Genomic DNA, 25,712 nt, shown 5'->3' on the forward strand with positions numbered 1-25,712 from the left:
GTCCCGCATGTCCGCTCCGGAACTCATCCGCATCGTCTCCCGTGACTCGCCCATGGCACTCGCCCAAGTCGAGCGCGTCCGCGCCGAGTTGGCCGCGGCGCACCCGCACGTGCGCACCGAGGTGGTGCCCGTGAGGACCACCGGCGACAAGTGGCTCGGCGATCTCTCCCAGGTCGAGGGCAAGGGCGCGTTCACCAAGGAGGTCGACGCGGCGCTGCTGGCGGGCGAGGCCGATCTGGCGGTGCACTGCGTCAAGGACGTGCCCGCGGACCGGCCGCTGCCGGCCGGCACGGTGTTCGCGGCGTTCCTGAAGCGGGACGACATCCGCGACGCCCTGGTCCACCCCGGCGGCCTCACCCTGGACGACCTGCCGCCGGGCACCCGCGTCGGCACGTCCTCGGTGCGCCGCGTCGCCCAGCTCGCCGCCACCCACCCGCACCTCAGGTGCGTGCCCTTCCGGGGCAACGCCAACCGGCGGCTGGAGAAGCTGGCCGCGGGCGAGGCGGACGCGCTGCTGCTCGCGGTGTCGGGGCTGGAGCGGATCGGACGCACGGACGTGATCAGCGAGGTGCTGTCGCCGGAGACGATGATGCCGCCGATCGGGGCGGGCATCCTCGCGCTGCAGTGCCGGGAGGGCGACCGGGACCTGATCGACGCGGTGAGCGCGCTCGGTGATCCCGCCACGCACCGGGAGGCCACGGCGGAGCGGATGTTCCTGCACGTCCTCCAGGGGCACTGCAACAGCCCCATCGCCGGTTACGCCCGGGTGGACCGCGGCGGCGAACTGTCCCTGCGGGCCTGTGTGTTCACCCCGGACGGCAAGACCCGGCTGAACGCCCACGAGTGGGCCGGCCGGCTCGACCCCGCCACGCTCGGCACGTCGGTCGCCGTGGCCCTGCTCCGGCAGGGTGCCCGGGAGATCATCGACGGCATCCCGCACTGAGCCGGGACGGGCCGCCGGGCGCCGGGCGGGGGCAGGCGGCGGTCAGGCGGTGCCTTCCTCCGCCTGGTCCCGCAGGAAGTTGCTCACCTGGTGGGCCAGGCAGTCCCGGCCCGCTCCGGCCGGGACGTGGGCGGGCTGGACCGTGAGGCCGAGGCCGCCCGTCCACAGCCGGCGCTCGGCCCACTCGTCGTCGACCCGCAGCTGGATCTGCACGTCCACCTGGCCGAGCGCGGCCTCGGGCCCGGCGGCGTAGAGCACGGCGGTCGCCCGGCGCAGCGGGTAGACGTCGAAGCCCTCGATGAACTGCGAGTTGCGCCAGTCGATGAACGCGGACTCCCCGTCGGGGCCGATCCGCACGTCGATCTGACCGTCCTCGAGGTGGATGCCGAAGCGCTCGGGACCGCGGTTCTCGACGACGACCCGGAGCCGGAAGTAGGTCAGCCCCTCGGCGGCGTCGTCCCGTCCGCGCGGCGGCTCGGCCGCCTCGAGTCCGTGGACGCGGACGCGCAGACCGGCATGCTCGTCGTACTCCTGCCAGTCCCCGACCACGTTCGGCTCGTCCACAGTCCACCTCTCGACCTCTTGAAGCTGCTTCCTATCCAGGGGCTCAGTGCACTGTCAAATGAGCAGAATGGGCTGTGGCCAGGCAGTTCGCCCACCTTGATCGGTGATCAAGCCGTGCGCAGGGAGAATCCCGGAAACCGGCCGCGCGACCGGTTCGACGGGCGTGCCGCACATCACGTCCGGCCATGATCGCCGTCGGCCCCGCGTCCTCACCCACCGGCGTTCCCCGCATGCGCACAGTTGCCTGATTCACGAATTTTGTTTCGCTGGCCCCGAATGGGGGAATGGTCCCCACAGTGCTTCGGACAGGAGGCACGTCCGTGGGAACCGGCCACGCCGGACCCGACGACGCCTGTCCGGTCCGCGCGCGCCTCCCATGGGACTGTCCCACCAGCACTTGCTGAGGGAGGCACGCATGATGCGTACCGCCGGCCGAACCAACCAGCATCCGCACGACGACGCCCCTGACACCGCCGGCGCCTTCGCCCGGCTGGCCGGCCTTCCCGAAGGCCCCGGGCGCCGGGCCCTGCGTGACGAACTGGTGGAGCTGTGGCTGCCCATGGCGGAGCGGATCGCGGTCCGCTTCCGCGGCCGCGGCGAGAGCCTGGAGGACCTGTACCAGGTGGCGGCACTCGGTCTGGTCAAGGCGGTCGACCACTACGACCCCGCCCGCGGCCGGGCCTTCGAGGCGTACGCCGTGCCGACGATCACCGGCGAGATCAAGCGGCACTTCCGCGACCACATGTGGACGCTGCACGTCCCGCGCCGGGTCCAGGACCTGCGCAACCGCGTCCGGCGCGCCGCCAAGGAGGTCGCGCAGACCACCCCGGGCAGGGCCCCGACCGTGGCCGAGATCGCCGAGCAGGCCCAGCTCACCGAGGAAGAGGTGCGCACCGGCATGGAGGCGCTGGAGTGCTTCTCCGCGCTGTCGCTGGAGGCCGAGATGCCCGGCACCGACGGGTACGCGCTGGGCGACGCGCTCGGCGGCCCCGACCCCGCCTACGACACCGTCGTCGACCGGGTCGCGGTCAAGCCCTGCATCGAGGCGCTCCCGGAGCGCGAGCGCACCATTCTCTACCTGCGCTTCTTCAAGGGGATGACGCAGAGCTGCATCGCCGAGCAGCTGGGCATCTCGCAGATGCACGTCTCCCGGCTGCTCAGCAGCTGCTTCGCCCAACTGCGGGAGGAGATCCTCTCCGAGACCCGCTGAGCCGGCGCCCGCCGGGCCCGGGCCACCCCGTTTCGGCGAAGGGCTGAGCCGCCGCTGGGCGGTTCAGCCCACCGACGGCGCTCCCGGGATCTGGGTGGGGCCGTGCCGGTCCAGGGCCTCCTCCAGCTCGGCCCGGATGTCCTCGGGCATCTCCCCGGCGCGTCCCCAGATCAGAATCAGCTCCGCGACATTGCGGAGCTTGATGTTGGTGTGCTGGGAGACCTCCTTCAGGACCTCCCAGCCCTGATCCGGCGTCACCCGGCCGAGGGCCACGATCATTCCTATCGCCTGGTCCACGACGGCATGGGAGGACACAGCCTCCTTCAGCTGATCGACTTCCTCCTGCAGTTCGAGGAGCCGACCGGTTTCGTCGTCCGGTTCACGCGGTACTCGTGCCACTCCTCCATCCTCGTCTCGGGTACGGCACGACGCCAGCGGGGGTACTCGACAGGCGCACCCGACCCTTCCGGCCGGACACTGGTGGAGGGCCGGTGGCCGCCGGCCGAGGAGACAGGACGCGAGTGCCATGAACCACGACAGCACCCCCACTCCCCCCGCGACGGAGGTCGTCTCCACCCACTCCGTCTTCGGCGCACCTTGCTGGGTGAGCCTGACCAGCCGCGACCTGGAGGCCACGCAGGACTTCTACAGCGCGGTCCTCGGATGGCGGTGGCGCAAGGCCAAGCTCGGCGAGCACTTCCGCGTCGCCCTGGTGGACGACGTCCCGGTCGCCGGGATCGCCGCCGTCGCCGCGATGTGGCAGATGGCCGTGGCGTGGACCCCCTACTTCGCCGTGCCCAGCGCGGACGACGCCGCGAGCCGCGCCCGCGAGCGCGGCGGCACGGTGGCCGTGGGGCCGCTGTCGCTGCCGCCCGGGCGGGCGGCGCTGCTGGCCGACCGGGACGGCGCGACCTTCGGGGTGTGGGAGGGCGAGCTGGTCGGCAACTGGGAGAACTGGCGGCAGGCCGCCCCGGCGTTCGTCCGGCTGCACACCCGCGACGCGTTCGACGCCGCGATCTTCTACGGCGAGATCCTCGACTGGGCCTCGGACCGGCCCGGCTGCTGCGAGGTGCACTACGAGGGCGGCGAGGTCGTGCTGCGCAACCGCGGCGACATCGTGGCCCGGATCGAGTCGGGAGCGCTGGAGGCGGCGCCCGATCCGACGATCCGGCCGCACTGGCAGGTCCACTTCTCCGTGCCCGACGTGGCGGCCTGCGCCCGGGAGGCGGAACGGCACGGTGGTTCGGTGCTGGGCAAGGCCGTGGACGAGGCGGTCCTGCGCGACGCGGACGGCGCCCAGTTCACGGTGACGTCACGCCCCTTGCGGTGAGACGGGAAGGCCCGCGGCCACACGGAAGACGGCCGCCGTCGCGCTGGACGCGACGGCGGCCGTCCGCTGTGCTCACCCGGCGGGTGCGGGGAGCTACGCCCCGCCCGCCGGCGGCCGGGACAGCACCACCAGGCTGCGGGCCGCCACGGTCACCTCGGCGGCCGCCTTGTACTCCGTCTCGTCGGGGACGCCGTCCGGCTCGGCCGTGTCGACGCAGGCCGACCAGCGCTCACCGTAGACCGGGCCGGGCAGCCGGAAGACGACGGGTTCCCAGAAGCTGTTGAACAGCAGCAGGAACGAGTCGTCGACGACCGGGCGGCCGTAGCGGTCGGGCTCGGCGATCGCGTCGCCGTTGAGGAAGACGCCGACCGAGTGCGCGTCGGAGCGCAGCCACTCGTCCTCCGTCATCTCGCGGGCGTCCGGGAGCAGCCACACCAGGTCGGGCAGCGGCTGCCCGGCGTGCGTGGCGGTCTCGCCGCGGAAGAAGCGGCGCCGGCGCAGCACCGGATGACCGGCCCGCAGCGCGATCAGCCGGCGGGTGAACCCGGCCAGCTCCTCCTGCTCCTCGGACAACCGCCAGTCGATCCAGGACAGTTCGTTGTCCTGGCAGTAGGCGTTGTTGTTGCCCTGCTGGGTGCGGCCCAGCTCGTCGCCGTGGGCGAGCATCGGGATGCCCTGCGACAGCAGCAGGGTGGCCAGCAGGTTGCGCTGCTGGCGTGCGCGCAGCTCCAGCACCGACGGGTCGGCGGTCTCACCCTCGACGCCGCAGTTCCAGGACCGGTTGTGGCTCTCGCCGTCCCGGTTGCCCTCCCCGTTGGCCTGGTTGTGCTTGTCGTTGTACGACACCAGGTCGCGCAGGGTGAAGCCGTCGTGGGCGGTGACGAAGTTGACGCTGGCGCGTGGCCGGCGCCGGCTGTGCTGGTACAGGTCGGAGGAGCCGGCCAGCCGGGAGGCGAACTCGCCGAGCGAGCCGGGCTCGGCCCGCCAGAAGTCGCGTACCGCGTCCCGGTAGCGGCCGTTCCACTCCGACCACAGCGGCGGGAAGTTGCCCACCTGGTAGCCGCCCTCGCCGACGTCCCACGGCTCGGCGATCAGCTTGACCCGGCTGATGACCGGGTCCTGCTGGATCAGGTCGAAGAACGCCGAGAGCCGGTCCACCTCGTGGAACTGGCGGGCCAGCGTGGCCGCCAGGTCGAAGCGGAACCCGTCGACGTGCATCTCCGTCACCCAGTACCGCAGCGAGTCCATGATGAGCTGCAGCACGTACGGGTGCCGCATCAGCAGGCTGTTGCCGGTGCCGGTGGTGTCGTAGTAGTGCTCCCAGTCGCCGTCCACCAGCCGGTAGTACGAGGCGTTGTCGATGCCCCGGAAGGAGAGGGTGGGGCCCTTCTCGTTGCCCTCGGCGGTGTGGTTGTAGACGACGTCGAGGATGACCTCCAGGCCGGCCGCGTGCAGCGTCTTGACCATCGACTTGAACTCGGCCACCTGCTGCCCGCGGGTGCCGTGGGCGGCGTAGGCGTTGTGCGGGGCGAAGAAGCCGATGGTGTTGTAGCCCCAGTAGTTGGACAGCCCGCGGTCCTGGAGCACGCCGTCCTGCACGTACTGGTGGACCGGCATCAGCTCGATGGCGGTCACCCCGAGCGAGGTCAGGTGCTCCACCACGGCCGGGTGGGCGAGGCCCGCGTAGGTGCCGCGCAGTTCGCGCGGGACGTCGGGGTGGCGCCGGGTGAGCCCGCGCACATGGGCCTCGTAGATGACGCTGTCGGCGTAAGGCGTGCGCGGCGGACGGTCGTCGCCCCAGTCGAAGTACGGGTCGGTGACCACGCCGAGCATGGTGTGCCCGGCGCTGTCGGACGGGTCGGGCCCGGACGGTGCCCGCTCGTACAGGGAGCGGTGGTTGTCGATCTGCCCGTCCACGGCCCGCGCGTACGGGTCGAGGAGCAGCTTGGCCGGGTTGCAGCGGTGGCCCAGGGCGGGATCCCAGGGGCCGTGCACCCGGTAGCCGTAGCGCTGGCCGGGGCCGACGCCCGGCAGGTAGCAGTGCCAGACGAAGCCGTCGACCTCGGTGACGGGGACGTGGCGGGTGGCCCCGCCCTCGTCGAAGAGGATCAGCTCGACATGCTCGGCGACCTCGCTGAACAGGGCGAAGTTGGTGCCCTGGCCGTCGTAGGCGGCGCCCAGCGGGTAGGGGTGCCCGCTCCAGGCGGGCACCCCTGCCGTGGCCTTCCGTTTCTGCCGGCCGGTCACCGGGCGGTCTCCAGGACGCCGGTCTCCGGGCCGGCCAGGGCCACGGCCGGCATCTCACGGGGCACCTGCAGGAACTCGCGCAGGCTCTTCGGGGAGGGCGCGGTGGGCACCAGCGGTTCGCGGTCGCCGGCGCGGGCGCGCTGGGAGAACCAGATGACCTTGCTGCCGGTGTCGGTGGCGCAGCAGCCCCAGCCGTCGCTGATCGCGGCGAGGTGCTCGAAGCAGCTGCGGAGGTCCTGGTCGGGTCGCAGGTCGCTGTCGTTCTCCCCGATGGCGGTGATGAGGTGCTGGCCGTTCCACCACATCTCGATGGAGGTGTTCTTGTCGGTGGCGTGTTCGTCGATCGCCTTCAGCAGCATCTCGGTGCTGCGGCAGACGGGCTCGACCAGGGTGTCGAGGTCCCAGTACCGGAGGTGCGCGGCCAGAATGCGCCTGACCTGTCGGACCCGTTCCGGGCTGACTTCCACGTCGAGGTGGTAGTAGCAGGGCACTGCGGTCTTCATCGTCGTTGGCTCCTCACCGGCGACGCTCTGCGCTCCTTCCCGGCCCCGCGGGCCGAGACCCCGAACACGAAGCGTGAGCGAAGGTCGCTTCTGAGTCACCCCCCACCCTGCGGCCGCTACGCCATTCGTGCAACACGAGCGCACCACGACCAAGATCCAACAGGACGCTGGGTCATGTCCCGTGCACCATGAGTGCAGGCCTCGAGAGGTTTGACGACTCCGCGCCTCTGCTTGCTCGGCCGGCCCGTGTCCCGGGCGACGTACCTCTCGAATTCCCGGAAGGTGAACAGCGCCATGCTGCTACCCGCGAAAGCCGAAGTCTCCCGGCATCTGCAGCGCTACCGGGCGTGGGAGCGCGCCATGCTGGCCGCCCCCGCCGACAGCTCGGTCCGGGCCACCTTCGAGGACACCGGCTACACCCTCTGCGTGCTCATGGGCAAGCGCTGCGCCCGGGAGGCCGCCGACGCCGCCGAGCGCTATCTGCGGTCGGGCACGGAGACCGCGCTGTGGAAGCAGGGCGCGCGGAGGGCGAAAAACGTCGCGCGCAGGAGTGGAACGCGCCCGAATCGGCGTTTCCCGGCGGGGCATTAGGCCTCCCCCGGTGCAGCTTGGTCATCCAACATCCGGGCGGCGCCCCGGAATCGAGCACGGCGGAGGTTCAGCATGAAGTCCACCCGGCCCATCGGACGCATCCCGGTGCGCGACGTCAGTCCGCGCGTGGAGTGCGGCAGGCGCCCGGCGAAAGCGGTCGTGGGTGAGACTTTCCTGATCACCGCCACCGTCTTCCGCGAGGGGCACGACGCGGTCGCCGCGAACATCGTCCTGAAGGACCCCGAGGGCCGCCGCCGGCCGGCGGTCCGCATGCGCGAGCTGGCGCCGGGCACGGACCGCTGGGGCGCGGAGGTGACGCCGGACGCGCAGGGCCGCTGGACGTACACGGTGGAGGCCTGGAGCGACCCGGTCACCACCTGGCGGCGGCACGCCGCGATCAAGATTCCCGCCGGCATCGACACGGGCCTGGTGCTGGAGGAGGGCGGACAGCTGTACGAGCGGGCGGCGGCCCGTGCGCCGCGCGGCGAGGCCCGCTCGGTGCTGCGGTCGGCCGCGCGCACGCTGCTCGACGACTCGCTTCCCGTCGAGGAGCGTTACGCCGCCGCGTCGGCGCCGGAGGTCGAGGAGGTGCTGGCCCGGTATCCGCTGCGGGACCTGGTGACCGCCTCCCGGCCGCTGCAGCTGCTGGTCGAGCGGGAGCGGGCGCTGTACGGCTCCTGGTACGAGTTCTTCCCGCGCTCCGAGGGGACGCCGGAGCGCCCGCACGGCACGTTCCGCACGGCGGCCCGGCGTCTGCCGAAGATCGCGGAGATGGGCTTCGACGTCGTCTACCTGCCGCCGATCCACCCGATCGGCACCACCTTCCGCAAGGGCAAGAACAACAGTCTGGACGCCGGGCCCGAGGACGTCGGGGTGCCCTGGGCGATCGGCTCGCCGGAGGGCGGCCACGACGCCGTGCACCCCGACCTCGGCACCATCGACGACTTCGACTGGTTCGTCCGGCAGGCGAGCGACGTGGGTCTGGAGATCGCGCTCGACTTCGCGCTCCAGTGCTCGCCCGACCACCCGTGGGTGCACAAGCATCCGGAGTGGTTCCACCACCGCCCGGACGGGACGATCGCCTACGCGGAGAACCCGCCGAAGAAGTACCAGGACATCTACCCCATCGCCTTCGACGCCGACATGGACGGCATCGTCAAAGAGACCGTGCGGGTGATGAGGTTCTGGATGGACCACGGGGTGCGGATCTTCCGGGTGGACAACCCGCACACCAAGCCGGTGGTGTTCTGGGAGCGGGTGATCGGTGAGATCAACGCGGCCGACCCGGACGTGATCTTCCTGGCGGAGGCCTTCACCCGGCCGGCGATGATGCACACCCTGGCCCAGATCGGCTTCCAGCAGTCGTACACGTATTTCACCTGGCGCAACAGCAAGCAGGAGCTCACCGAGTACCTGACCGAGCTGTCCGGCGAGGCCGCCGCCTACATGCGGCCCAACTTCTTCGCCAACACCCCCGACATCCTGCACGAATACCTCCAGCACGGCGGCCGGCCCGCCTTCGAGGTCCGCGCCGTCCTCGCCGCCACCCTCTCCCCCACCTGGGGCATCTACTCCGGCTACGAGCTGTGCGAGAACACCCCGCTCCGCGAGGGCAGCGAGGAGTACCTCGACTCGGAGAAGTACCAGCTGCGCCCCCGCGACTGGGAGGCCGCCGAGCGCGAGGGCCGCACCATCGCGCCCCTGATCACCCGACTCAACGAGATCCGCCGCCGCCATCCCGCGCTGCGGCGCCTGCGCAACCTCCACTTCCACGGGACCGACAACGACGCGGTCATCGCGTACAGCAAGCGCGAAGGGGCCGACACGGTGATCGTGGTCGCCAATCTCGACCCCCACCACACCCAGGAGGCGACGGTCTCGTTGGACATGCCGCACCTCGGCCTGGACTGGCACTCCGGCCTGTCCGTGCGCGACGAACTGTCCGGTGCCGAATACCGCTGGGGCGGGACCAACTACGTACGCCTGGAGCCCGGTCGGGCACCGGCCCACGTGTTCCACGTCCGGTGACCGGCACCACTGAAGGGAGGCCAGGAGCGTCATGACCGTCAACTCGCCCGTTCACGACACCTTCGAGGACACCCCGGCCAAGGACCGGGATCCCGACTGGTTCAAGCGCGCCGTCTTCTACGAGGTACTCGTCCGCTCCTTCCAGGACAGCAACGGCGACGGTGTCGGCGACCTCAAGGGCCTCACCGCCAAGCTGGACTACCTGCAATGGCTGGGCGTCGACTGCCTGTGGCTGCCCCCGTTCTTCAAGTCCCCGCTCAGGGACGGCGGCTACGACGTCTCCGACTACACCTCGGTGCTGCCCGAGTTCGGTGACCTGGCCGACTTCGTCGAGTTCGTCGACGCCGCCCACCAGCGCGGCATGCGCGTGATCATCGACTTCGTCATGAACCACACCAGCGACCAGCACCCGTGGTTCCAGGAGTCCCGCAAGAACCCGGACGGCCCCTACGGCGACTACTACATGTGGGCCGACGACGACAAGCAGTACGCGGACGCGCGGATCATCTTCGTCGACACGGAAGTGTCGAACTGGACCTTCGACCCCGTGCGCGGCCAGTACTTCTTCCACCGGTTCTTCTCCCACCAGCCGGACCTCAACTACGAGAATCCGGCCGTCCAGGAGGAGATGCTGGCCGCGCTGAAGTTCTGGCTGGACCTCGGCATCGACGGCTTCCGGCTGGACGCGGTGCCGTACCTGTACGCCGAGGAAGGCACCAACTGCGAAAACCTTCCGGCAACCCACGAGTTCCTGAGGCGGGTCCGGCGCGAGATCGACGCCATGTACCCGGACACGGTGCTGCTGGCGGAGGCCAACCAGTGGCCGGAGGACGTCGTCGACTACTTCGGCGACTACGCCGCCGGCGGCGACGAGTGCCACATGGCGTTCCACTTCCCGGTCATGCCGCGCATCTTCATGGCCGTGCGCCGCGAGTCGCGCTACCCCGTCTCGGAGATCCTCGCGAAGACCCCGGCGATCCCGTCGGGCTGCCAGTGGGGCATCTTCCTGCGCAACCACGACGAGCTGACGCTCGAGATGGTCACCGACGAAGAGCGCGACTACATGTACGCGGAGTACGCCAAGGACCCGCGGATGCGCGCCAACATCGGCATCCGCCGGCGCCTCGCGCCCCTGCTGGACAACGACCGCAACACGATCGAGCTGTTCACCGCGCTGCTGCTGTCCCTGCCCGGCTCGCCGATCATCTACTACGGCGACGAGATCGGCATGGGCGACAACATCTGGCTCGGCGACCGCGACGCGGTGCGCACCCCGATGCAGTGGACCCCGGACCGCAACGCCGGTTTCTCCACCGCCGACCCGGGGCGGCTGTACCTGCCGACCATCATGGACCCGGTCTACGGCTACCAGGTCACCAACGTCGAGGCGTCCATGGCGTCGCCGTCGTCGCTGCTGCACTGGACCCGCCGCATGATCGAGATCCGCAAGCAGAACCCGGCCTTCGGACTCGGCTCCTTCACCGAGCTGAACTCCTCCAACCCGGCCGTCCTGGCGTTCCTGCGCGAGTACGAGGACGACCTCGTGCTGTGCGTGCACAACTTCTCCCGCTTCGCCCAGCCCACCGAGCTGGACCTGCGGGCCTACAACGGCCGCCACCCGGTCGAACTCTTCGGCGGCGTGCGCTTCCCCGCCATCGGAGAGCTGCCCTACCTGCTCACCCTCGCAGGCCACGGCTTCTACTGGTTCCGGCTCGCCCGAGTCGCATCCCGCATCGGCCGCCGACTGTAAGCGCGCCGAGGAAAGGACGCGTCACCATGCCGAAGACCGCACCCCTCCAGCCGAGCAGTACCGGTGGCTTTCTGCATCTGGACTCGCTCGCGGGTCTGCTGCGCGAGTGGCTGCCCCGGCAGCGCTGGTTCGCCGGCAAGGACCGGCCGGTCACGGACTTGCGCCTGCTGTCGATGACCGAGCTGTTCCCGGGCTGTCTGCATGTGCTCATCCATGCCGCGCACGCGGGATCGCACGCCCCGCACACGGGCGTGCCCGCGCCCGGCGGGACTCCCCCGGCCGGCGGCGACTGCTACCAGCTGCTCCTCGGCTTCCAGGAGCATCTGTCGCCCCGGCTGGGCCGGGCGCTGATCGGGCGCGCCGAGTCCGGTCCGATGGCCGGCCTCACGGTCTACGACGCCCTGCAGGACCCGCGCTCGGCGCACCTGCTGCTGGAGCGCATGCGGCACTCCGGCACGCTGGGACCGCTGCTGTTCGACTCCGACCCCACGGTGCCGATCCCCTCGGGGCTGGCGCCGCGGCTGCTGGACGCCGAGCAGTCCAACACCTCCCTGGTGTACGGCGACTCCTTCATCCTGAAGGTGTTCCGCCGCATCCAGCCGGGCATCAACCCGGACCTGGAGGTGCCGGTGGCGCTGGCCCAGCAGGGCTGCCGCCGGGTGCCGGCGCCGGTGGCGTGGTTCCGGACCATGCGCCCGCAGGAGGCCACCCTCGGTGTGCTCCAGCCGTTCCTGCCGGATGCGGCGGACGGCTGGACGCTGGCGCTCCAGGCGCTCGCCCGCGGCGAGGACTTCACCGCCGAGGCGCACGCCCTGGGTGAGGCCACCGCCGATGTGCATCTGGCGCTGGCCGCGGCCTTCCCCGCCAGCGGGCACGCGGAGAACGCCCGGATGGCCGACGCGATGACCGAGCGGCTGGACGCCGCCGCCCACCAGGTGAAGGCGCTCCGGCCGTATGTGCCGGGGCTGCGGGCGGCGTTCGGCGCGCTCGTCGGCTGCGACCCCGGGCCGCCCGCCCAGCGCATCCACGGCGACCTGCACCTGGGACAGGTGCTGCACGCGGGGCGGGAGTGGTTCGTCATCGACTTCGAGGGCGAGCCGTCCCGCCCGCTGGCCGAACGGCGCAGCACGCACTCGCCGGTGCGGGACATCGCCGGCATGCTGCGCTCCTTCGACTACGCCGCCCGGCAGCGCCGGCCGTGGCGGCCGGAGTGGGCGCGCCGCTGCCGCGAGGCCTACTGCGCCGGCTACGCCGGACGCGCGGGCTGGGACCCGCGCAAGAAACACGCCCTGCTGCGCGCCTACGAGACCGACAGGGCGGTCTACGAAGTGCTCTACGAGGCCCGGCACCGCCCGGCCTGGCTTCCCGTACCGATGGCGGCGATCGAGCGTCTCGCCGTGAGAGGAGACTGAAACTCCGTGGCCCTGCGAGACCCCAAGCTGCCCGAGCCGTCCAGCCCGTCCGCCCCGCCGGTGACCGCCCTGGACCCGGTGGACCGGGGGCGCCTGCTGGCCGGCGCCCACCACGATCCGCACGCGCTGCTCGGCGCCCACACGGTGCCGGGCGGGGTGCTGTTCCGGGCGCTGCGCCCGTTCGCGCGGGAGGTGAGCGTGGTGACCGGCCGCAAGGTCGTCCCCCTCGCCTCCGACGGCGACGGCCTCTTCAGCGCCGTACTGCCGCTGAAGAAGGTCCCGGCGTACAAGCTGCGGGTGGTGTACGACGACGCCGAGTACGAGGTGGAGGACCCCTACCGGTTCCTGCCCTCGCTCGGCGAGTTCGATCTGCACCTGATCCGCGAGGGCCGGCACGAGCAGCTGTGGAAGGCCCTGGGGGCCGAGCCGATGACCCACCAGGGCGTGGCCGGCACCCGCTTCACCGTGTGGGCGCCGAACGCCCAGGGCGTGCGGGTCGCCGGGGACTTCACGTTCTGGGACGGCACCCAGTACCCGATGCGCTCCCTGGGCTCCTCGGGTGTGTGGGAGCTGTTCCTGCCCGGGATCGGCGAGGGCACCCGGTACAAGTTCGAGATCCACTCCCGGTACGGCCACCGCTTCCTGAAGGCCGACCCGATGGCGCGCCGCAGCGAGGTGCCGCCGGACACCGCGTCCGTCGTGACCGCCTCGCACTACGAGTGGGGCGACGCGGAGTGGATGGCGCACCGCGGGGACGTGCCGGTGCACGAGGCGCCGTTCTCGGTGTACGAGGTGCACCTGCCGTCCTGGCGGCCCGGGCTGACCTACCGCGAGCTGGCCGAGCAGCTGCCGGCCTACGTCAAGGAGATGGGCTTCACGCATGTGGAGCTGATGCCGGTGGCCCAGCATCCGTTCAGCGGCTCGTGGGGCTACCAGGTGACCGGCTTCTACGCGCCGATGGCACGGCTGGGCAGCCCGGACGACTTCCGGTACTTCGTCGACTCCTGCCACCGGGCCGGCCTCGGCGTGATCATGGACTGGGTGCCGGCGCACTTCCCGAAGGACGACTGGGCGCTCGGCCGCTTCGACGGGGACCCGCTGTACGAGCCCGGGAACGCGCAGCGGGCCGAGCACCCGGACTGGGGGACGTACGAGTTCGACTACGGCCGCACCGAGGTGCGCAACTTCCTCGTCGCCAACGCCGTGTACTGGTGCGAGGAGTTCCACATCGACGGCCTGCGCGTGGACGCGGTCGCCTCCATGCTGTACCTGGACTACTCGCGGGACTCCGGCCAGTGGACGCCGAACGTCTTCGGCGGCAACGAGGACCTGGACGCCAAGGCGTTCCTGCAGGAGATGAACGCCACCGTCTACCGGCGGGTGCCGGGGATCGTGACCATCGCCGAGGAGTCCACCGCCTGGGACGGGGTGACGCGGCCGACCGACCAGGGCGGGCTCGGGTTCGGTCTGAAGTGGAACATGGGCTGGATGCACGACTCGCTGCAGTACATCTCCAAGGAGCCGGTGCACCGCAAGTACCACCACAACGAGATGACGTTCTCGATGGTGTACGCCTACAGCGAGAACTACGTCCTGCCGATCAGCCACGACGAGGTGGTGCACGGCAAGCAGGCGCTGGTGTCGAAGATGCCGGGCGACTGGTGGCAGCGGCGCGCCAACCACCGGGCCTACCTCGCCTACATGTGGGCCCACCCCGGCAAGCAGCTCCTGTTCATGGGGCAGGAGTTCGCGCAGGGCGCCGAGTGGTCCGAGCAGCACGGGCCCGAGTGGTGGCTGCTCGACCCGGACTACTGCGCGCAGGGCGACCACCGGGGCGTCCAGGACCTGGTGCGCGATCTGAACGCGGTGTACGGGCGGACCCCGGCGCTGTGGCAGCGGGACACCACCCCGGACGGTTTCCGCTGGGTGGTCGGCGACGCGGCCGAGGACAACGTCTTCGCGTTCCTGCGGTTCGACGCCGAGGGCCGCCCGCTGCTCGCCGTGTCCAACTTCTCCCCCGTCGTGCGCCACGACTACCGGCTGTACGTCCCGGACGAGGTGCCCGCCTGGTTCGAGGTGCTCAACACCGACGCCGCCCGCTACGGCGGCAGCGACGTCGTCCACCCCGACGCGCTCAAACCTGAGGACGGCGCGCTCCGGCTGACGCTGCCGCCGCTGGCGACGGTCTGGCTGGCGCCGTAACCCGGGGGCACCCGGGCGGCGTGCGCGGTGACGATCACGGGTACCCGGTCCACGTCACCGTCACAACAGAAGGGTGCTCACGTGCGCACCGTCGGAGTGGAGGAGGAACTCCTCCTCGTCGACCCGGAGTCGGGCGAGCCCAAGGCACTGGCCGCCGCCGCGCTCGCCCGGGCCGAGCAGGACGACACCTGCCAGGAGGTGTTCGAGAAAGAGCTCTACGACCAGATGCTGGAGTTCGCCACCCGCCCGCAGTCCGGCATGGCCGAGCTGCGGGCGGAGATCGTGCGGTGCCGGCAGGAGGCGGCCCGGCACGCCGGGGAGACCGGCTGCGCGGTCGCCGCGCTGGCCACCTCGCCGCTGCCGGTCAACCCGTCGTTCGGGGTCGGCCGGCGCTACCAGTGGATGGCCGAGCAGTACGGGATCTCCACCCGGCTGGTGTGCGGCTGCCACGTCCATGTGTCGGTGGAGTCCGACGAGGAGGGCGTCGCCGTCGTCGACCGGGTGCGGCCGTGGCTGCCGGTGCTGTCGGCGCTGAGCGCCAACTCGCCGTTCTGGCAGGGCCGGGACACGTCCTACAGCAGTTACCGCAACCGGGTGTGGTCGCGCTGGCCGTCCGCCGGGCCGACGGAGGTGTTCGGCTCGGTCGAGGCGTACCGGCAGCGGGTGGACGACATGGTGGCCACCGGGGCGATCCTCGACGAGGCGATGGTCTACTTCGACGTGCGGCTGTCGGCGCGCTACCCCACGGTGGAGTTCCGGGTCGCGGACGTCTGTCTCGACGCCGACACCGCCGTCCTGGTCGCGACGCTCTGCCGCGGGCTGGTGGAGACCGCGGCGCGGGAGTGGCGTGAGGGCCGGGAGCCGGCCCCGCACAGTGTCAGCCTGCTGCGGCTGGCCTCGTGGCGGGCGGCCCGCTCGGGTCTGGAGGGGGAGCTGCTGCATCCGCGGACCATGCGTCCGGCGCCTGCGGCCGAGGTGGTCGGCGCGCTGCTGGAGCACGTCGGGCCGGCGCTGGAGGACAGCGGGGACCTGGAGACGGCCCGCGCCTCCTGCGCCCGGGTGCTGCGGGAGGGCAACGGGGCCCGGGTGCAGCGCGACCTGTACGAGCGGACGGGCAGCCTGCGCGAGGTGGTCGCGGAGTGCGTACGCCGCACTCAGGAGTGAGTCGGCTCAAAGGATCATGGCGAGCGCGTAGGCCAGGAAGAACGCGGCGATCAGCACGACGAGGACGAGGATGATCGTCAGGGGTGCCTTGGCCCAGCCCTTGGTCGGGTTGTGCACCTCCTGCGGGCCCGCCTCGGGCATGCTGCTCTCCGCGGGTGGCGTCTCGCCCGGCGGGACGCCGCCTCCCGGTTCCAGGCCGGTCGTGCGCTCGGGTTCGGGGTCGGGACTGATGTGCGTCATGTCTGCCGAGTCCCCATAACCGGCGAGCTCACCGGCCCGTTTCCGGTCCGTGTGCCCGCTCTCGATCAAGGTGCGGTACCAGTTCCGCGCATCCAGGTACCGGCCGGTGCTTCCTGGGCTACATTCGACAGCCGTCGACCACGGAACCCGACGGCGGCGTCACAGCCCGTACCCACCTGGAGCAGCGCATGCGCGACTTCGCCCTCGCTCCGCCGGCCGCCTCCCCCCTGACCGGCGGGCTCGCCGACAGCGTCTTCGAGGCGGCCGACCGTGATCCGACCCTGCCCATGCTGGCCCGCCGCGACCCTGTGACGGGCTCCTGGGAGGAGGTGACCGCCGTCGAGGTCCGCGACCAGGTGTGCGACCTGGCCAAGGGGCTGGTCGCGGTCGGCGTGTCGCCGGGCCACCGGGTGGCCGTCATGGCACGCACCCGTTACGAGTGGACGGTGCTGTGCCACGCCCTGTGGGCGGTGGGCGCGGAGGTCGTGCCGATCCATCCGACGTCCTCGCGCGAGCAGGTGGCGCACATCCTGCGGGACTCCGGGTGTGTGGGGGTGGCCGTCGAGGACGAGCAGAGCGTGATGACGGTCGGCTCGGTGTGCGCGTCGCTGCCGCGGCTGCGGCACGTGTGGCAGCTGGACGCCGGCGCGCTGCGGGAGCTGGTGGAGCGGGGGTCGTACATCCCGGTGACGACGGTGGACTCGCTGCGCCGGATCGTGCTGCCGGACTCCACCGCGGTCGTCGCCTACACCTCGGGCACCACGGGCCGCCCGGTGGGCTGCGCGCTGAGCCACCGGGGGATGGCGAGCTGCTGCGACACGCTGCTGGCGGGCTGGCGGCACACGGTGGTGCCGCCCGGCGGACAGGGGTCCGTGCTGGCCTTCCTGCCCTTCTCCCATGTGTACGGGCTGCTGGTGCAGAACCTGTGCATCCGCGGCGGGCTGCTCATGGGCCACCAGCCCGACCTCTCCCGCGAGGCCCTGGCCTCCGCCCTGCAAAGCTTCCGGCCGACGTATCTGTGTGCCGTGCCGTCCTTCTTCGAGAAGCTGTACAAGCGGTTCCTGCGGACGGCCCAGGAATCGGGGCGCGGCGCGCTGTTCGAGCGGGCGGCGCGGACGGCGCGGGAGTTCGCCCTGGCCGTGGAGCGGCAGCGGCTGGGCCGCGGCTCGGGTCCGGGCCTGGAGCTGCGGATGCAGCACGCCCTGTACGAGCGGACGGTGTACCGGCGGCTGCGGTCGGCGCTGGGCGGCCGGGTGATGCGCGCGACCTCGGGGGGCTCCCCGCTGGGCCGGGACCTCGCCCTGTTCTTCGAGGGCATCGGTGTGTACGTCAACGACGGCTACGGGCTGACCGAGACCGGCGGCGGCATCACCGCCCAGCCGCCGGGCCGGGAGAAGTCCGGCACGGTGGGGCGGCCGGTGCCGGGCACCGAGGTCCGGGTCGCGGAGGACGGGGAGATCCTGGTGAGCGGGCCGTCGGTGTTCCAGGGCTATGTGGGCGACGAGACGGCGACCCGGGCCGTGCTGCGCGGCGGCTGGCTGGCCACCGGTGACCTGGGGCATCTGGACGCGGAGGGCTATCTGTCGATCACGGGACGCAAGAAGGACGTGATCGTCACCAGCGCCGGCAACAGCGTGGCCCCGGCACCGCTGGAGCAGCGGCTGCGGATGCATCCGCTGATCCACGAGGCGGTCGTGGTGGGCGACGACCGGCCGTGCGTGGGCGCGCTGATCACGCTGGACCCGGAGTTCCTGGCGTTCTGGCGGGGCGGGCTGGGCCTCACGGGTGACGGGCCGACCCGGCAGGCCCGGGAGGAGAACGCGCTGCGGGACGAGATCGCCCGCGCGGTCGCCGCCGCCAACAGCGCGGTGTCACGGGCGGAGTCCATCCGGGTCTTCCGGGTGCTGCCGACCACGTTCGACCATGTGAACGAGCTGCTGACCCCGGCGCTGAAGGTGCGCCGGGACGCGGTCGTACGGCATTACGCGGCCGAGATCGACGCGATGTACGAGGCCCGGACGCGTCCGGCGCCGCCCGCCCCGCAGGAGGAGGTCCTCGCCTGGGACGACGCGGATGACGTGTTCCGCTGACGCCGGAGCGACGCCGCGCGGACGGACACGCGTAGGTCCGGTCCGGGTGGGAACTCTTCCGACCGTACGACACTGCTCAAGACCGTACGACTCAGCACGAGCACGACCCCGCTCAAGCCCCGAGCCGGAAAGACACCATGCCAGACGAGCCGCGTGGGGACGAATCACTGGCGTTCCAGGAGGTCCCGAATCTTGTCACCTCTTTCGCGGGCGAGCCCCACGACGTGACCGGGGCTCGGCTCGCCGCGGAGGAGTTCCTGCGTGAACTCGCGCAGGTCACTCCGCCGCGTGCGTCCGAGTGCTACCACGATGTCCTGCTGATCGTGGCCGAACTCGCCGCGAACGCCGTGCAGTACGCCCCCGGACCCTTCGAACTGCGGATGCGGCGCACCTTCGACGGTGTGCACGTGACGCTGCACGACACCAGCAGCGCCCGCCCGGTGCCCCGCCCGTTCAGTCCGAGCGGGGGCGGCGGGGGCATCGGCTGGTATCTCATCGACACGCTGTGCACGCAGGTCAGCGTGGTGCCCGCCGGGGACGGCAAGGACGTCCACGTCTTCCTGCCCTGGTGATCGTGTACGTGCATGTCCGCGGTGTTCGCGGGTAGGTGCCGGTGCGCGACGACAGCAGCCCACCCCGCCCCGCGGAGGTCACCGTGTCCCTTGCCCCCGAGTCGCTGTCCGTGGCGGTCGCCCTGCCCCGGGAGGGCGTCGCCGTCCTCACGGTCAATGGACCACTGGACCTCGACACCGCCCCGGTGTTCCACCGTCACCTCGCCGACCAGCTGCGCAACGGCCGCCGGCATGTCCTGCTCGACATGGCCGGGGTGCCGTTCATGGACTCGTCCGGCTTGAACGCGATCCTGCGGGTACACCAGGAGGCACGCGGCCTGCCGGGGAGCGTCCATGTGATAGCCCCCGCGCCGGCCGTGCGCCGGGTGCTGGACCTGACCGGTGTCAGCCTCACCCTGCCGGTGTCGGACAGCGTCGACGACGCCCTCGCCCTGGTCTCGCGCGCGGAGGAGGAGACGTCCTGACCGCCGGTCAGGGCTGCCTCCCGTCGGCGCACTGGGCAGGACGCGCGGCGCGCGAGCGGGCAGACTGAGGCTGCGTACCGGCGGGTGTGCGCTTGGCCTCGAACCGGACCGCCTGGAGCCGCAGAAGGGAAGAACATCGTGACACGACCCAGGATCCTGGTGGTGGGCGCGGGCTTCGCGGGGGTGGAGTGCGTGCGCCGCCTGGAGCGCAGGCTCTCCCCCGGCGAAGCCGAACTCACCCTGGTGACCCCGTTCGCCTACCAGCTCTATCTGCCGCTGCTGCCCCAGGTGGCCTCCGGCGTGCTGACGCCCCAGTCGATCGCGCTGTCGCTGCGCCGCAGCAAGAAGTACCGCACCCGGATCATCCCGGGCGGCGCGATCGGGGTGGACCTCGCCTCGAAGGTGTGCGTGGTCCGCACCATCACGGACCAGATCGTCAACGAGCGCTACGACTACCTCGTGCTGGCCCCGGGCAGTGTGACCCGCACCTTCGACATCCCGGGCCTGGTCGACAACGCGTTCGGCATGAAGACGCTGGCGGAGGCCGCCTACATCCGCGACCACGTCATCTCCCAGCTCGATCTGGCGGACGCCAGCCAGGACCCGGCCGAGCGGGCCGCCCGGCTGCAGTTCGTGGTGGTCGGCGGCGGCTACGCGGGCACCGAGACCGCCGCTTGCCTGCAGCGGCTGACGCACGCGGCGGTCAAGCGGTACCCGCGGCTGGACCCGTCCCTGATCAAGTGGCATCTGATCGACATCGCGCCCAAGCTGATGCCCGAGCTGGGCGACAAGCTGGGCCGCAGCGCGCAGGAGATCCTGCGCCGGCGCGGCATCGAGATCTCGCTGGGCGTGTCCATCGAGAAGGCCGGCCCGACCGAGGTCACCTTCACCGACGGCCGGGTGGTGCCGACGCGCACCCTGATCTGGACGGCGGGCGTGGTGGCGAGCCCGCTGATCGCGACGCTGGGCGCGGAGACGGTCCGCGGGCGGCTGGCGGTCAACGCCGAGATGAACCTGCCCGGCCACGACGGGGTGTTCGCGCTCGGCGACGCCGCGGCCGTGCCGGACCGGGCCAAGGGCGGGGACGCGGTGTGCCCGCCGACCGCACAGCACGCGATGCGGCAGGGCAAGGTCGTCGCCGACAACGTCATCGCGACGCTGCGCGGCCAGGCGCTGCGGCCGTACGAGCACAAGGACCTGGGTCTGGTGGTCGACCTGGGCGGCAAGGACGCGGTGTCCAAGCCGCTGGGGATCGAACTGCACGGTCTGCCCGCGCAGGCGGTGGCGCGCGGCTACCACTGGTCGGCGCTGCGCACCGGTGTCGCCAAGACGCGGGTGCTCACCAACTGGACGCTCAACGCGATCGCGGGCGACGACTTCGTCCGGACCGGTTTCCAGGCGCGCCGGCCGGCCAAGCTGAAGGACTTCGAGTACACCGACACATATCTGACGCCGGAGCAGGTGCGCGAGCAGGCGGAGGCCTCCGTGCCGCGGGAGGGGTGAGGCGGCGCGGGCCGGAGCCGGGCGTCATGGCATGCTGAAACGTGCATCCATGACGTTGAACAGGAGTGACACGGCGGCGTGAGGGCAGCGGAACGATCGGGCCGAACGCGGCTGCGGGATCTTCTGGCGGCGTCCGACCCGGGGCTGCTGCGGCTGACCGCCGGGCTGCGGACGGCGGGCGCCATCGCACTGGCGCTCGCCGTGCTCGCCCCGCTCGGGGTACCGGTGACCCGGCTGGTGGCCGGGGCCATCGCCGCGATGGTGGCCACCTTCGCCGTCCGTGAGAAGCAGCGCGCGCAGCAGGCGGTCACGCTCGCGGTGGGGCTGCCGGTGGCGCTGGCGTCGCTCGCGCTGGGCTCGGTGCTGAACAGCCGGGTGGTCGTGGGCGACGCCTTCTTCGTCGTCCTCATCTTCTGCGCCGTGTACGGGCGGCGCTTCGGCGACCGGGGCACGGCGCTCGGTCTGATCGGGTTCCAGGTCTACTTCCTGTCCCTGTTCGTCGGGGCCTCCACCGCCGATCTGCCCGCGCTGTGCGGGGTCGTCGCGGTGGCGTTCGCGTGCAGTGCGCTGATGCGGTTCGCGATCGTGCCGGCGACGCCCGCGGGGATCATGGACCGACTGCGGCAGGCGTTCCGGGCGCGGCTCGGCCGGCTGCTGGCCGCGCACGTGGCGCTGCTGGACGCCGGGCCGGAGGAGGCGGACAAGGCGCTGGCGGACGTCCGCGACGGCACCGCACGGCTGCACGAGACGGCGCTGATGATCCAGTCGCGGCTGGCCGAGGGCACCTCCGACGAGGCCGTGGCCCGGCTGCTGCAGCGGCGCATCGCGGACGCCGAGATCGCGGCGGAGCGGCTGGGACTGCTGCTGCTCACCGCGCGCAGCGCCGAACGCGCCGACACGCTCACCCTGCACCTGCCGGGCGCGCCCGTGCCGTCGGCGGGCCGGCTGCCGGTGCGGGACGAGGCGACCGACCAGCTGCGGCGGGATCTGCTGGCGCTGCGGATGCTGGTGCTGCGGCCGGCCGGCGCGGGCGGCACGGCCGTCGCGCATGTCCGCAACCGGCTGCTCGGCTACCGCGACGAGGACCGTCTGCCGCCCGCCGCGCCGGCCGTCCAGGACGTCTTCCGGGGCATCGGCGAGGCCGCGCGGGCGGTGCTGGGTCTGCGGACCGCACTGGAGGGGCCGCAGGACGAGTCCGACGACTCCCCCGCCACGGCCCGTTCCCGGGAGGAACTGGAGGCCGAGGACGCCGCGATCGGCAGCGCGGAGGAGGCCGAGCGGGACGAGGAGGAGCAGCTCACCGGCCTGGACCGGCCGACCACACGGGCGGCGGTGCAGGTGGCGGTGGGCTCGGCGCTGGCCATCGTCGGCGGGGAGTTCCTGTCCAGCCAGCGCTGGTACTGGGCGGTGCTGACCTGCTGGGTCGTGTTCATCAACGCCTCCTCCACCGGCGAGATCCTGGTGAAGGGCTACCGGCGGCTGCTGGGCACCGTGCTCGGCGTCGTCGCGGGCATCGTGCTGGCGGGGCTCGTCGGGCCGCACACCTGGACGGCGTTCGCGCTGGTGCTGCTGCTGGTGTTCGCGATGTTCTACACGGCGCCGCTGTCGTACACGCTGATGTCGTTCTTCGTCACCGCGGCGCTCGGGCTGCTGTACACGCTGCTGCACACCTACAGCCTGTCGGTGCTGGTGCTGCGGGTGGAGGAGACGGCGCTCGGCGCGGCCTGCGGGGTGATCGCGGCGGCGCTGGTGCTGCCGGTGCACACGGACCGCCGTACCGACGACCTGCTCGGCGCGGTGCTGGACCGGCTGGCGGAGGTCACCGAGGCGGCGGTCGAGCAGCTCAGCGGCGGGCCCGAGGCGGAGCTGCTGGACCGGGCGCGGGAGCTGGACCAGGCGCTGGCCGACCTGGGGGCGGCCGTGCAGCCGTTGACGCATCCGGTGACGCCGCTGCGGACGCGGCGTACGACCGCGCGGTACGTGGTGGCGCTGCTGGAGACCTGCGCGTATCACGCGCGGACGCTGGCGGCGATGGCGGAGCTGCTGCCGACGCATCCCTCGATCGCGGCGGATCCGCGGCTGCGGCGGGCCGGGCGGCGCATCGTGGACAACGTCCGGGCGATCGCCGCGCACGTCGCCGACGAGCACAGCGGAACCCGCGTGGTGACGGGGCCGTCCATCGCCGCGCTGCTCCAGCCCGGGGACCCGGGCACGCCGCGCTACGGCCGGGTCACCGACCGCGTGCTGCGGCATGTGCAGCGGCTCGACGAGGCCGTGGTCGGTCTGGCGCGCCCGCTGGGCGTGGCGCGCCGGGGTCCCGGCGAGTGAGGAGAGCGCGGGTCCGTGCGTGCGGCCCCGCGGTTCAGAAGTCCGTGGGCAGGCCGCTGGCCTCGGCGATGCCGCGCAGCTCCTCGGTGTCGTGGCGCCGCCTGCGCAGGTGCTCGGCGATCCGGTCGAGGCTCGCCGGGTCGCCGGCGGTCACCGAGTCGGTGACCACGCGGACGTCGGCGCCGTCCACGTCGATCTCGACGAGCTGGTTGTCGAGACGGCCGGTGACGGCGGTGGCGATGACCAGGGCGGCCTCGTCGCGGATCTCCTGGGGCAGGTCCTCGGGGGCTCCGCTCTCCAGCACGAGGTCGAGACCGGCCAGGCGCTGCTGGTCGATCGCCCGCAGGACGGGCTGCACGACGTCGAGCAGCAGCCGGTAGTCCTCGCTGTCCATGCGCAGGCGCAGCAGGTCCAGATAGACGTCGACGGGACGTTCGTCCGGCGGAAGCTCTGATTCGTCCATGGTTCCCGTGTTCCCTTCTCGCGGGTGCTCAGACCCGGCGCCAGCGGGCCAGGAGGAAGGAGAAGACGCCGAACAGCACGAGCCCGGCGGCGACGGCGGCCAGCAGCCAGGGGCCGAGCGGGGTGTCGGCGAAGGAGCGGAGCGTGCCGTCGATGCCCTTGGCCTGGTCGGGCTCGTAGTCGACCGCCGCGCGGACGGCGAAGGCGCCGATCCCCGCGAAGAGGATGCCGCGGGCCGTTCCGCCGACCACGCCGGTGACGTCGGTCAGGGTCCGCGCGCGCGGCGACATCTCGGCGAGGCGGAGCTTGTCGCGGTACTTGCGCCGCAGCGCCTGGGTGCCGATCACCACGCCGGCCACGACGATGCCGACGCCGGCCACGCCGACGAGCACCTGTCCGGCGGGCAGGTCGAGGACCCGGGAGGTGACGTCCTGGGACTGCTTGTCGCTGGAGCGGCTGCCGTGGGACCGGGAGCCGGCGGCGAAGGACAGGACGGAGAACGCGACGACGGCGTAGAACAGGAACCGGCCGGTGGCCAGCAACCGGGCCCCGGCCTTGCGGCCGCCCGAGCCGGCCGCGCCGAACAGCGCCTCCGACAGCCGCCACAGGGCCATCCCGGCGAGCCCGATGCCCAGCGCCCACAGCAGGGCCGAGCCGAACGGCTTCTCGGAGAGTTCGGCGAGGGCGCCGGAGCGGTCGGCCTCGCGCTTGCCGTCGCCGAACGCGATCTGGAGTGCCAGGACGCCGACGATCAGGTAGATGGCCCCGCGGGCGGCCAGTCCGGCGCGCGCGGCCGCCTCCGCCACCTCGCCGCGGGCCATCCGGCCCACCCAGCCCCACGTGTTCCCAGCCGCCACCGGCGCGTTCATCCCGACCTCCCACTCGCCCGTCTTCCCCGCCGGGCCACTTGCCCGTCTGCCCCGCCGTGCCCTTGCCACACGTGGATGTTTCCGGCCGCCGGTGCGTGCGGCGGGCACGTGCCTGCCGCCGCCGCGGCCCGGTCCCCGTGGGGGGACCGGGCCGCGGGTTCGCCGTGAGCCGGCGCCGCTACGCCGACCTCGTGTCCTTGGCGGCGCGGCCCAGGGCCTCGTCGCGGACGCGGGCGCAGCTGCGGCTGATGAGACGGGACACGTGCATCTGGGAGATGCCGAGGCGGTCGGCGATGCGGCTCTGGGTCATGTCCTCGAAGAAGCGCATGTAGAGGATGGCGCGCTCCCGCTCGGGGAGATGCCGCAGCCCTTCCTTGGCGGACTCGCGGTCGATCACGGTGTCGAACGAGGCGTCGGTCTCGCCGAGCGTGTCGGCGAGGCTGTAGCCGTCGTCGTCCGAGGAGACCTCGGCGTCCAGGGACAGCGTGCTGAAGCTGTCCAGCGCCTCCAGGCCGGTGGCGACCTCCTCCTCGGTGAGCCCGGTGTGCGCGGCGATGTCGGCGACGGAGGGCTCGGGGGTGCCCGGGTTCTGGGTGAGGTCACGGCGGGCCAGCCGTACCTTGTTCCGCAGCTCCTGGACCCGGCGCGGCACCCGCAGCGCCCACATCCGGTCCCGGAAGTGCCGCTTGACCTCGCCGGTGATGGTCGGGACCGCGTAGCTCTCGAACGCCCCGCGGGACGGGTCGTACCGGTCCACCGCCTTGACCAGGCCGAGGGCGGCCACCTGGCGCAGGTCCTCCAGCGACTCGCCGCGGTCGCGGAAGCGGCCGGCGATGCGGTGGGCCATGGGCAGCCAGGCGGTGACGAGTTCGTCGCGCAGGGCGTCGCGCTCGGGGCCGTCCGGCAGCTCGGCCATACGGGCGAACCGCGCGGCGGTGTCGGGGGCGTCGTCGTGCGGCCGCGGGGTGTGGGCGGTGGGACGGGCGGATGCGGCAGGGCCGCTGGTCGCAATGTCAATGCTCATGCGGATCGCTCCTGGACAACGCTCATGTCAGGGACTGTCCGCGGGAGGGGTCGCCGTCCGGACCACGGTGAGTAGGCCGGAGCAACCCTTCGCTCCCGCTGGCGCGCCTCCGGTCCGAAGCACGAAAGTGCGTGTGCCCCTTCGCCACACCCGCAAACGCCGTCGGGAGGGCGGGATTCCTCTTCGCACCGCGGAGGAACCCTGCGGGGGACTTCC

General features: G+C 72.1%; 22 protein-coding genes. 14 read left to right on the forward strand and 8 right to left on the reverse strand.

From position 1 onward, the window contains the following. The first annotated feature begins 7 nt into the window (after positions 1-7). A complete protein-coding gene (hemC, locus tag IE308_RS11360) occupies positions 8-943 on the forward strand; it encodes a hydroxymethylbilane synthase (RefSeq protein WP_190217781.1) in 936 nt (311 codons plus the stop codon). Positions 944-985: 42 nt separating this feature from the next. Here the strand turns inward: hemC and IE308_RS11365 are convergent, their stop codons facing one another. Beyond that, complete coding sequence (locus IE308_RS11365) at positions 986-1,507, reverse strand: hypothetical protein (protein WP_110626238.1); 522 nt, start codon at positions 1,505-1,507, stop codon at positions 986-988. A 418-nt stretch (positions 1,508-1,925) separates the two neighbouring features. On the opposite strand from IE308_RS11365, the gene IE308_RS11370 reads away from it, so the two are divergent. Beyond that, positions 1,926-2,717: an RNA polymerase sigma factor SigF gene (locus IE308_RS11370; protein WP_110635953.1), complete on the forward strand. Its 792-nt coding sequence runs from the start codon at positions 1,926-1,928 to the stop codon at positions 2,715-2,717. Positions 2,718-2,780: 63 nt separating this feature from the next. On the opposite strand, the gene IE308_RS11375 is transcribed toward IE308_RS11370, so the two are convergent. Continuing rightward, positions 2,781-3,116, reverse strand: a complete 336-nt coding sequence (locus IE308_RS11375) for an ANTAR domain-containing protein (RefSeq protein ID WP_229908832.1) — start codon at positions 3,114-3,116, stop codon at positions 2,781-2,783. A gap of 127 nt (positions 3,117-3,243) precedes the next feature. Here IE308_RS11375 and IE308_RS11380 point away from each other — a divergent pair, with 127 nt between their 5' ends. Beyond that, entirely contained in the window at positions 3,244-4,047 is an 804-nt protein-coding gene (locus tag IE308_RS11380) for a VOC family protein (protein WP_110626240.1), read from the forward strand. A 93-nt stretch (positions 4,048-4,140) separates the two neighbouring features. Here IE308_RS11380 and glgX read toward each other — a convergent pair whose 3' ends face one another. Both glgX and IE308_RS11390 read right to left on the reverse strand, forming a co-directional pair. Then, positions 4,141-6,294, reverse strand: coding sequence for a glycogen debranching protein GlgX (gene glgX, locus IE308_RS11385; RefSeq protein WP_190217783.1), 2,154 nt, complete (start codon positions 6,292-6,294; stop codon positions 4,141-4,143). After that, on the reverse strand, positions 6,291-6,797 hold the full coding sequence (locus tag IE308_RS11390; RefSeq protein ID WP_110626241.1) for a pep a2: 507 nt from the start codon (positions 6,795-6,797) through the stop codon (positions 6,291-6,293). Before IE308_RS11390 ends, glgX begins: the two co-directional genes overlap by 4 nt. A 294-nt stretch (positions 6,798-7,091) precedes the next feature. Between IE308_RS11390 and IE308_RS11395 the strand changes: the two genes are divergently transcribed. The 6 genes from IE308_RS11395 to IE308_RS11420 all read left to right on the forward strand — a co-directional run bounded on the left by IE308_RS11395 (position 7,092) and on the right by IE308_RS11420 (position 15,944). Further along, positions 7,092-7,388 carry a DUF5133 domain-containing protein gene (locus IE308_RS11395; protein ID WP_110626242.1) on the forward strand — a complete coding sequence of 99 codons (297 nt, stop codon included), beginning with the start codon at positions 7,092-7,094 and terminating at the stop codon, positions 7,386-7,388. 72 nt (positions 7,389-7,460) lie between these two features. Then, positions 7,461-9,416, forward strand: coding sequence for an alpha-1,4-glucan--maltose-1-phosphate maltosyltransferase (locus IE308_RS11400; protein WP_190217784.1), 1,956 nt, complete (start codon positions 7,461-7,463; stop codon positions 9,414-9,416). Between the two features lie 31 nt (positions 9,417-9,447). Further along, positions 9,448-11,166, forward strand: coding sequence for a maltose alpha-D-glucosyltransferase (treS, locus tag IE308_RS11405; RefSeq protein WP_190217785.1), 1,719 nt, complete (start codon positions 9,448-9,450; stop codon positions 11,164-11,166). Between the two features lie 26 nt (positions 11,167-11,192). Next, positions 11,193-12,578 (forward strand): maltokinase N-terminal cap-like domain-containing protein, encoded by a 1,386-nt coding sequence (locus tag IE308_RS11410; RefSeq protein ID WP_110626245.1) that lies wholly within the window; start codon positions 11,193-11,195, stop codon positions 12,576-12,578. 6 nt (positions 12,579-12,584) lie between these two features. Beyond that, positions 12,585-14,780 carry a 1,4-alpha-glucan branching enzyme gene (gene glgB, locus IE308_RS11415; RefSeq protein ID WP_190217786.1) on the forward strand — a complete coding sequence of 732 codons (2,196 nt, stop codon included), beginning with the start codon at positions 12,585-12,587 and terminating at the stop codon, positions 14,778-14,780. A gap of 81 nt (positions 14,781-14,861) precedes the next feature. Continuing rightward, positions 14,862-15,944, forward strand: coding sequence for a glutamate--cysteine ligase 2 (locus IE308_RS11420; RefSeq protein ID WP_190217787.1), 1,083 nt, complete (start codon positions 14,862-14,864; stop codon positions 15,942-15,944). A gap of 6 nt (positions 15,945-15,950) precedes the next feature. Here IE308_RS11420 and IE308_RS11425 read toward each other — a convergent pair whose 3' ends face one another. Continuing rightward, positions 15,951-16,184: a DUF6480 family protein gene (locus IE308_RS11425; protein WP_110626248.1), complete on the reverse strand. Its 234-nt coding sequence runs from the start codon at positions 16,182-16,184 to the stop codon at positions 15,951-15,953. Positions 16,185-16,372: 188 nt separating this feature from the next. Here IE308_RS11425 and IE308_RS11430 point away from each other — a divergent pair, with 188 nt between their 5' ends. The 5 genes from IE308_RS11430 to IE308_RS11450 all read left to right on the forward strand — a co-directional run bounded on the left by IE308_RS11430 (position 16,373) and on the right by IE308_RS11450 (position 23,141). After that, the gene (locus IE308_RS11430; protein ID WP_190217788.1) at positions 16,373-18,274 is read left to right on the forward strand and encodes an AMP-dependent synthetase/ligase; all 1,902 of its coding nucleotides are present in this window, start codon (positions 16,373-16,375) and stop codon (positions 18,272-18,274) included. Positions 18,275-18,411: 137 nt separating this feature from the next. Continuing rightward, on the forward strand, positions 18,412-18,846 hold the full coding sequence (locus tag IE308_RS11435) for an ATP-binding protein (protein ID WP_110626250.1): 435 nt from the start codon (positions 18,412-18,414) through the stop codon (positions 18,844-18,846). A gap of 83 nt (positions 18,847-18,929) precedes the next feature. Further along, on the forward strand, positions 18,930-19,310 hold the full coding sequence (locus tag IE308_RS11440; RefSeq protein WP_110635959.1) for an STAS domain-containing protein: 381 nt from the start codon (positions 18,930-18,932) through the stop codon (positions 19,308-19,310). Between the two features lie 138 nt (positions 19,311-19,448). Then, positions 19,449-20,813, forward strand: a complete 1,365-nt coding sequence (locus tag IE308_RS11445) for an NAD(P)/FAD-dependent oxidoreductase (protein WP_229908833.1) — start codon at positions 19,449-19,451, stop codon at positions 20,811-20,813. Between the two features lie 78 nt (positions 20,814-20,891). Further along, positions 20,892-23,141: an FUSC family protein gene (locus IE308_RS11450; protein WP_190217789.1), complete on the forward strand. Its 2,250-nt coding sequence runs from the start codon at positions 20,892-20,894 to the stop codon at positions 23,139-23,141. A gap of 34 nt (positions 23,142-23,175) precedes the next feature. Here IE308_RS11450 and IE308_RS11455 read toward each other — a convergent pair whose 3' ends face one another. The 3 genes from IE308_RS11455 to IE308_RS11465 form a co-directional block, all read right to left on the reverse strand. Then, positions 23,176-23,604, reverse strand: a complete 429-nt coding sequence (locus IE308_RS11455) for a hypothetical protein (protein ID WP_110626251.1) — start codon at positions 23,602-23,604, stop codon at positions 23,176-23,178. A 28-nt stretch (positions 23,605-23,632) separates the two neighbouring features. Next, positions 23,633-24,472 (reverse strand): DUF1206 domain-containing protein, encoded by an 840-nt coding sequence (locus tag IE308_RS11460; RefSeq protein ID WP_373314491.1) that lies wholly within the window; start codon positions 24,470-24,472, stop codon positions 23,633-23,635. A gap of 178 nt (positions 24,473-24,650) precedes the next feature. Continuing rightward, entirely contained in the window at positions 24,651-25,496 is an 846-nt protein-coding gene (locus IE308_RS11465) for an RNA polymerase sigma factor SigF (RefSeq protein WP_190217790.1), read from the reverse strand. Positions 25,497-25,712: the final 216 nt, after the last annotated feature.

The sequence above is a fragment of the Streptomyces griseosporeus genome, from assembly GCF_014656055.1.
Taxonomy (GTDB): domain Bacteria; phylum Actinomycetota; class Actinomycetes; order Streptomycetales; family Streptomycetaceae; genus Streptomyces; species Streptomyces griseosporeus.

Excerpts from the sequence above, each read along its gene's own strand:
- hemC (WP_190217781.1), top strand. The coding sequence starts at position 8 with ATGTCCGCTCCGGAACTCATCCGCATCGTCTCCCGTGACTCGCCCATG.
- IE308_RS11370 (WP_110635953.1), top strand. The coding sequence starts at position 1,926 with ATGCGTACCGCCGGCCGAACCAACCAGCATCCGCACGACGACGCCCCT.
- IE308_RS11380 (WP_110626240.1), top strand. The coding sequence starts at position 3,244 with ATGAACCACGACAGCACCCCCACTCCCCCCGCGACGGAGGTCGTCTCC.
- IE308_RS11390 (WP_110626241.1), bottom strand. The coding sequence starts at position 6,797 with ATGAAGACCGCAGTGCCCTGCTACTACCACCTCGACGTGGAAGTCAGC.
- IE308_RS11395 (WP_110626242.1), top strand. The coding sequence starts at position 7,092 with ATGCTGCTACCCGCGAAAGCCGAAGTCTCCCGGCATCTGCAGCGCTAC.
- IE308_RS11400 (WP_190217784.1), top strand. The coding sequence starts at position 7,461 with ATGAAGTCCACCCGGCCCATCGGACGCATCCCGGTGCGCGACGTCAGT.
- treS (WP_190217785.1), top strand. The coding sequence starts at position 9,448 with ATGACCGTCAACTCGCCCGTTCACGACACCTTCGAGGACACCCCGGCC.
- IE308_RS11410 (WP_110626245.1), top strand. The coding sequence starts at position 11,193 with ATGCCGAAGACCGCACCCCTCCAGCCGAGCAGTACCGGTGGCTTTCTG.
- IE308_RS11425 (WP_110626248.1), bottom strand. The coding sequence starts at position 16,184 with ATGACGCACATCAGTCCCGACCCCGAACCCGAGCGCACGACCGGCCTG.
- IE308_RS11430 (WP_190217788.1), top strand. The coding sequence starts at position 16,373 with ATGCGCGACTTCGCCCTCGCTCCGCCGGCCGCCTCCCCCCTGACCGGC.
- IE308_RS11435 (WP_110626250.1), top strand. The coding sequence starts at position 18,412 with ATGCCAGACGAGCCGCGTGGGGACGAATCACTGGCGTTCCAGGAGGTC.
- IE308_RS11455 (WP_110626251.1), bottom strand. The coding sequence starts at position 23,604 with ATGGACGAATCAGAGCTTCCGCCGGACGAACGTCCCGTCGACGTCTAT.
- IE308_RS11460 (WP_373314491.1), bottom strand. The coding sequence starts at position 24,472 with ATGAACGCGCCGGTGGCGGCTGGGAACACGTGGGGCTGGGTGGGCCGG.
- IE308_RS11465 (WP_190217790.1), bottom strand. The coding sequence starts at position 25,496 with ATGAGCATTGACATTGCGACCAGCGGCCCTGCCGCATCCGCCCGTCCC.